General features: G+C 69.4%; 4 protein-coding genes. All 4 read left to right on the top strand.

Features of this window, described 5'->3' with window-relative positions:
- Window positions 1-129: 129 nt before the first annotated feature.
- Genes GPY60_RS16200 through pknB form a run of 4 tightly spaced genes read left to right on the top strand, consistent with a single transcriptional unit; the run spans window position 130 to window position 6,231 of the window.
- Complete coding sequence (locus GPY60_RS16200; RefSeq protein ID WP_156688696.1) at window positions 130-1,539, top strand: FtsW/RodA/SpoVE family cell cycle protein; 1,410 nt, start codon at window positions 130-132, stop codon at window positions 1,537-1,539.
- Window positions 1,536-3,014: a D,D-transpeptidase PbpA gene (gene pbpA / locus GPY60_RS16195; protein ID WP_156688694.1), complete on the top strand. Its 1,479-nt coding sequence runs from the start codon at window positions 1,536-1,538 to the stop codon at window positions 3,012-3,014. The genes GPY60_RS16200 and pbpA overlap by 4 nt, the downstream gene beginning before the upstream one ends.
- Window positions 3,011-4,357, top strand: a complete 1,347-nt coding sequence (locus tag GPY60_RS16190; protein ID WP_156688693.1) for a serine/threonine-protein kinase — start codon at window positions 3,011-3,013, stop codon at window positions 4,355-4,357. Before pbpA ends, GPY60_RS16190 begins: the two co-directional genes overlap by 4 nt.
- On the top strand, window positions 4,354-6,231 hold the full coding sequence (gene pknB, locus GPY60_RS16185) for a Stk1 family PASTA domain-containing Ser/Thr kinase (RefSeq protein WP_156688691.1): 1,878 nt from the start codon (window positions 4,354-4,356) through the stop codon (window positions 6,229-6,231). Before GPY60_RS16190 ends, pknB begins: the two co-directional genes overlap by 4 nt.
- Window positions 6,232-6,330: the final 99 nt, after the last annotated feature.

Here is a 6,330-nt window from a genome sequence, read left to right as displayed (position 1 = left end):
CGGAAGTGCCGTCACGGACGTCGAAGTGGTGGGCGCCTCGGCCGGCCCCGCCGCGCCCACCACTTCGACGTCCGTGACGGCACTTCCGTCGCCTGAACCTCAACCGGGTGTCGACTGCCGAGCGGTGGCATGACCACGCAAGTTCAGCCGCCGGTGGCGGTGACGCCTCCGTTACCCACAAGGCGCAACGCCGAACTGCTGCTGCTGTGCTTCGCGGCCGTGATCACCGTCGCGGCGTTGCTGATCGTGGAGGCCAACCAGCAGCGCGGCCTGCACTGGGATTTCACGGTGTACGTGCTGATCCTCATGCTGGCGTTCGGCATTGCGCACCTGGCCATCCGGCGCTTCGCGCCGTACACCGACCCGCTGCTGCTGCCGGTGGTAGCGCTGCTCAACGGCCTCGGCCTCGTGATGATCCACCGGCTCGACATAGTCACCAACCGCCTGAGCGGCCGTCACCATCCCAGCGCCACCCAACAGATGCTGTGGACGCTGGTCGGGGTCTCGGCGTTCGCGCTCGTGGTCACGTTCCTCAAGGACCACCGGCAGCTCGCTCGCTACGGCTACATCTGCGGGGTGACCGGCCTGGTGTTGCTGGCGATTCCGGCTCTGCTACCTGCCGCGCTGTCCGAGCAGAACGGCGCCAAGATCTGGATTCGCTTGCCCGGCTTCTCGATTCAGCCCGCGGAGTTCTCCAAGATCCTGTTGCTGATCTTCTTCTCGGCCGTGCTGATCGCCAAGCGCCGCCTCTTCACCAGCGCCGGCAAGCACTTCATGGGCTTGACGCTGCCCCGCCCGCGAGACCTTGCGCCCGTGCTGGCGGCGTGGGCGATATCGGTGGGCGTCATGGTCTTCGAGAAGGACCTCGGTACCTCTCTACTGCTTTACGCGTCGTTCCTGGTCGTGGTTTACCTCGCGACCCAGCGCTTCAGCTGGGTCGTCATCGGCCTGGTGCTGTTCGCGGCGGGGAGCGTGGTGGCGTATTTCCTCTTCGCACACGTCCGGGTCCGCGTGCAGACGTGGTGGGATCCGTTCGCCGATCCCGACGGGAGCGGCTACCAGATGGTGCAGTCGATGTTCAGCTTTGCCACGGGCGGCATCTTCGGCACGGGGCTGGGTAACGGCCAGCCCGACACCGTGCCGGCCGCGTCGACGGACTTCATCATCGCCGCGTTCGGGGAGGAGCTCGGCCTGGTGGGACTGGCCAGCATCCTCATGCTCTACACGATCGTCATCGTGCGGGGCATGCGCACGGCGATCGCGACGCGCGACAGCTTCGGCAAGCTGCTCGCCGCCGGGCTGGCCTCGACACTGGCCATCCAGCTGTTCATCGTCGTGGGCGGCGTGACGGGGCTGATCCCGCTGACGGGATTGACCACACCCTGGATGTCGTACGGCGGATCGTCTCTGCTCGCGAACTATGTGCTGCTCGCCATCCTGGCGCGCATCTCGCACAGCGCCCGCCGCCCGTTGCGCACGCGGGCGCGCGACAAGACGTCGATCGCGGCGGCCAAGACCGAGGTGATCGAGCGGGTATGAACGCCTCCCTCCGCCGGATCTCGGTGACCGTGATGGCGTTGATCGTGCTCCTCCTGCTCAACGCCACGATGACGCAGGTCTTCGCCGCCGACTCGCTGCGCAACGACCCGCGCAACCAGCGCGTGCTCCTCGACGAGTACTCGCGCCAGCGCGGGCAGATCGTCGCGGGCGGCCAGCTATTGGCCTACTCGGTGGCCACCGACAACCGGTTCCGCTTCCTGCGGGTCTACCCCAACCCGGCGGTGTACGCCCCGGTGACCGGCTTCTACTCGCTGCGCTATTCCAGTACGGGGTTGGAACGCGCCGAGGACGCGCTGCTCAACGGCTCCGACGAGCGGCTGTTCGGGCGCCGCCTGGCCGATTTCTTCACCGGTCGCGACCCTCGGGGCGGCAACGTGGACACCACGATCAACCCGCGGGTCCAGCAGGCCGGGTGGGACGCCATGCAGCAGGGCTGCGGCGGCACGCCGTGCAAGGGAGCCGTCGTGGCCCTCGAGCCCTCCACGGGCAAGATCCTGGCGATGGTGTCGTCGCCGTCGTTCGACCCGAACCTGCTGGCGTCGCACGACCCGGAGGTGCAGGCGCAGGCGTGGCAGCGGCTGCGGGATGACCCGGAGAACCCGATGACCAACCGGGCAATCTCCGAGACCTATCCGCCGGGGTCGACGTTCAAGGTGATCACCACGGCTGCGGCGCTGCAGTCGGGCGCCAGCGACACCCAGCAGCTGACGGCCGCGGCGTCCATCCCGCTGCCGGGCAGCACCGCCACCCTGGAGAACTACGGCGGCGTGCCGTGCGGCAACGCGCCGACCGTGCCCCTCAAGCAGGCGTTCGCCCTGTCGTGTAACACCGCGTTCGTGCAGCTCGGGCTGCTCACCGGGGCCGACGCGCTGCGCAACACGGCCCACTCGTTCGGCCTGGACAGCACGCCCGGCGTCATCCCGCTACAGGTGGCGGAGTCCACCGTGGGGCTCATTCCCGACGCCGCCGCGCTGGGCATGACCAGCATCGGCCAGAAGGACGTCGCGCTGACGCCGCTGCAGAACGCCCAGATCGCCGCGACCATCGCCAACGGCGGCGTGACGATGCAGCCCTATCTGGTCGATAGCCTGAGAGGGCCGGACCTGGCGAACATCGGCACCACGGCTCCCTATCAACAGCGCCGCGCGGTGTCGCCGCAGGTCGCCGCTAAGCTGACAGAGCTGATGGTCGGCGCCGAGAAAGTCGCACAGCAGAAAGGGGCCATTCCCGGCGTGCAGATTGCATCCAAGACCGGTACCGCAGAGCATGGCACCGATCCGCGTAACACTCCGCCGCACGCGTGGTACATCGCCTTCGCGCCCGCACAAACGCCGAAAGTCGCCGTTGCGGTATTGGTGGAAAACGGCGGCGATCGCCTGTCCGCGACCGGGGGTGCGCTCGCCGCTCCGATCGGACGGGCCGTGATCGAGGCCGCGCTACAGGGGGGACCATGAGCCCGCGAGTTGGGGTGACGCTGTCGGGCAGATACCGCCTGCAGCGCCTGATCGCCACTGGCGGCATGGGCCAGGTGTGGGAGGCCGTGGACAGCCGGCTGGGCCGGCGCGTCGCGGTCAAGGTGCTCAAGCAGGAGTTTTCGCAGGACCCCGAGTTCATCGAGCGCTTCCGCGCTGAGGCCCGCACCACCGCGATGCTCAACCATCCGGGCATCGCACAGGTGCACGACTACGGCGAGAGCCAGTTGGATGGCGAGGGCCGCACCGCCTACCTGGTGATGGAGCTGGTCAACGGGGAACCGCTGAACTCGGTGCTCAAGCGCACCGGGCGGCTCTCGCTGCGCCACGCGCTGGACATGCTCGAGCAGACCGGCCGCGCCCTGCAGATCGCGCACTCGGCCGGCCTGGTGCACCGCGACGTCAAGCCCGGCAACATCCTGATCACCCCCACCGGCCAGGTGAAGATCACCGACTTCGGCATCGCCAAGGCCGTCGACGCGGCGCCGGTGACCCAGACCGGCATGGTGATGGGCACCGCCCAGTACATCGCCCCCGAACAGGCCCTGGGCCACGAGGCCACCCCCGCCAGCGACGTCTATTCGCTGGGAGTCGTTGGCTACGAGGTGGTTTCGGGTAGGCGGCCGTTCACCGGCGACGGGGCGCTGACGGTGGCGATGAAGCACATCAAGGAACCACCGCCACCGCTGCCCGCCGAGTTGCCCCCCAACGTGCGGGAGCTCATCGAGATCACGCTGGTCAAGAACCCCGCGATGCGCTACCGCAGCGGTGGGCCGTTCGCGGACGCCGTCGCCGCGGTGCGCGCGGGACGCCGGCCACCGCGGCCCAGCCAGTCGCCGCCCCCGGGCCGCGCGTCGCCGGCCGCCATCCCGTCGAGCACGGCGACCAGGGCGGCCGTCGCGCCCACCCGCACGGCGGCGGCCCGCCGTTCGGGGCCGTCCACCGGGCGTTCGCGGCCCCCGGCCCGGCGTACGTTCTCCTCGGGCCAGCGCGCACTGCTGTGGGCTGCGGGCGTGCTCGGGGCGCTGGCCATCATCATCGCGGTGGTGATCGTGATGAACTCGCGCGCGGACACCCAGCAGCAGCCGCCGGCGCCGACGGTCACCGACACCGGGGGACCGCCGGCGAGCCGGCCGCCCGCGACCCCCACCGGGGCCGGACCGGGCCTGCGTCTCAATTGGACGGATGCCGGGCCGATGGGTAATTCTGGACTTCAGAGCGGACCGCCCCTCCTCGGTCCGACAAGCAGCCGGGCAATCGCAGCGGGCCGGGTCGTCGCCATGACACCCGGCGCGTCACCGGCCCGACACGAAACACGGCAATGACCACCCCTCAACACCTGTCCGACCGATATGAACTGGGCGAGATCCTCGGTTTCGGGGGTATGTCCGAGGTTCATCTGGCCCGTGACGTCCGGTTGCACCGCGACGTCGCGGTCAAGGTGCTGCGCGCCGACCTGGCCCGCGACCCCAGTTTCTACCTGAGGTTCCGCCGCGAGGCACAAAACGCCGCCGCGCTCAACCATCCGTCGATCGTGGCGGTGTACGACACCGGCGAGGCGGAGACCCCCGCCGGTCCACTGCCCTACATCGTCATGGAGTACGTCGACGGTGTCACCCTGCGCGACATCGTCCACACCGACGGCCCGATGCCGCCCCGGCGCGCCATCGAGATCATCGCCGACGCCTGCCAGGCGCTGAACTTCAGCCATCAGAACGGCATCATCCACCGCGACGTCAAGCCGGCGAACATCATGATCAGCAGCACCAACGCGGTCAAGGTGATGGACTTCGGCATCGCCCGCGCGATCGCCGACAGCGGCAACAGCGTCACCCAAACCGCCGCCGTGATCGGCACCGCCCAGTACCTGTCCCCGGAGCAGGCCCGCGGCGACACCGTCGACGCCCGGTCCGACGTCTATTCGCTGGGCTGCGTGCTCTACGAAATCCTCACGGGGGAGCCGCCTTTCACGGGTGACTCCCCGGTGGCGGTGGCCTACCAGCACGTCCGCGAGGACCCGGTGCCGCCGTCGCAGCGGCACCAGGGAATCTCCGCCGACCTCGACGCCGTCGTGCTCAAGGCGCTGGCCAAGAACCCGGACAACCGTTACCAGACCGCGGCGGAGATGCGGGCCGACCTGGTGCGGGTGCACAACGGCGAGCCGCCCGAGGCGCCCAAGGTGCTCACCGCCGCCGAACGCACCTCGCTTCTGTCGTCGGGAGGGGGCCACGGCGGCCCGCGCACCGACCCGCTGCCGCGCCAGCCGCTCGACGTCGACGACGGCGGTCGCCCGGGTGGCTCGGTCGGCCGTTGGGTCGGCGTCGTCGCCGTGCTGACGGTCCTGACGATCGCGGTGGTCATCGCCTTCAACACTTTCGGGGGCACCACCCGCGACGTCCAGGTGCCAGACATGCGGGGCCAGGTGTCCGCCGACGCGATCGCCGCCCTGCAGAACCGCGGCTTCAAGACCCGCACGCTGCAGAAGCCCGACTCCACCATCCCGCCCGACCACGTCATCAGCACCGACCCGGCCGCCAACTCCTCGGTGTCGGCGGGCGACGAGATCACCATCAACGTCTCCACCGGGCCCGAGCAGCGCGAGGTGCCCGACGTGTCGTCACTGAGCTACAGCGACGCGGTCAGCAAGCTCAAGGCGGCAGGGTTCAGCAAGTTCAAGCAGACGACGTCGCCGTCCACCCCGGAGCTGCTGGGCAAGGTGATCGGCACCAACCCGCCGGCCAACCAGACCTCGGCGATCACCAACGTGATCACCGTCATCGTCGGCTCGGGCCCTGAGACCAAGCAGGTGCCCGACGTCGGGGGGCAGAGCGTCGACGTGGCGGAGAAGAACCTGAACGTCTACGGCTTCAGCAAGTTCAGCCAGACCCCGGTGGACAGCACCCGGCCGGCCGGTGAGGTGATCGGCACGAATCCGCCCAAGGGACAGACGGTTCCGGTGGACTCGGTGATCGAGATCCAGGTGTCCAAGGGCAACCAGTTCGTGATGCCGGACGTCACGGGCATGTTCTGGACGGACGCCGAACCGCGGCTACGCGCCCTGGGGTGGACGGGTGTCCTGGACAAGGGTCCCGACGTCGACGCCGGTGGTCCCAACTCCCACCGGGTCGTGTATCAGAATCCGCCCGCCGGCACCGGGGTGAACCGCGACGGCATCATCACGCTGAAGTTCGGTCAGTAGTCGCCAGTCCTTGCGGCGACCCGCCTCGCCCGGCTTCGCCGCCGTCGCGATCGCCGAACGCTGATCGCGGCGACCCGTCCCCAGCTCCGCGGGGTCCCC

It is taken from the genome of Mycobacterium sp. Marseille-P9652 (assembly GCF_902652685.1).
Classification (GTDB): domain Bacteria; phylum Actinomycetota; class Actinomycetes; order Mycobacteriales; family Mycobacteriaceae; genus Mycobacterium.
This window is presented reverse-complemented; position numbering and strand designations above follow the sequence as displayed.

Coding starts and splice junctions, on each gene's coding strand:
- pbpA (WP_156688694.1), top strand. CDS start 1,536: ATGAACGCCTCCCTCCGCCGGATCTCGGTGACCGTGATGGCGTTGATC.
- pknB (WP_156688691.1), top strand. CDS start 4,354: ATGACCACCCCTCAACACCTGTCCGACCGATATGAACTGGGCGAGATC.
- GPY60_RS16200 (WP_156688696.1), top strand. CDS start 130: ATGACCACGCAAGTTCAGCCGCCGGTGGCGGTGACGCCTCCGTTACCC.
- GPY60_RS16190 (WP_156688693.1), top strand. CDS start 3,011: ATGAGCCCGCGAGTTGGGGTGACGCTGTCGGGCAGATACCGCCTGCAG.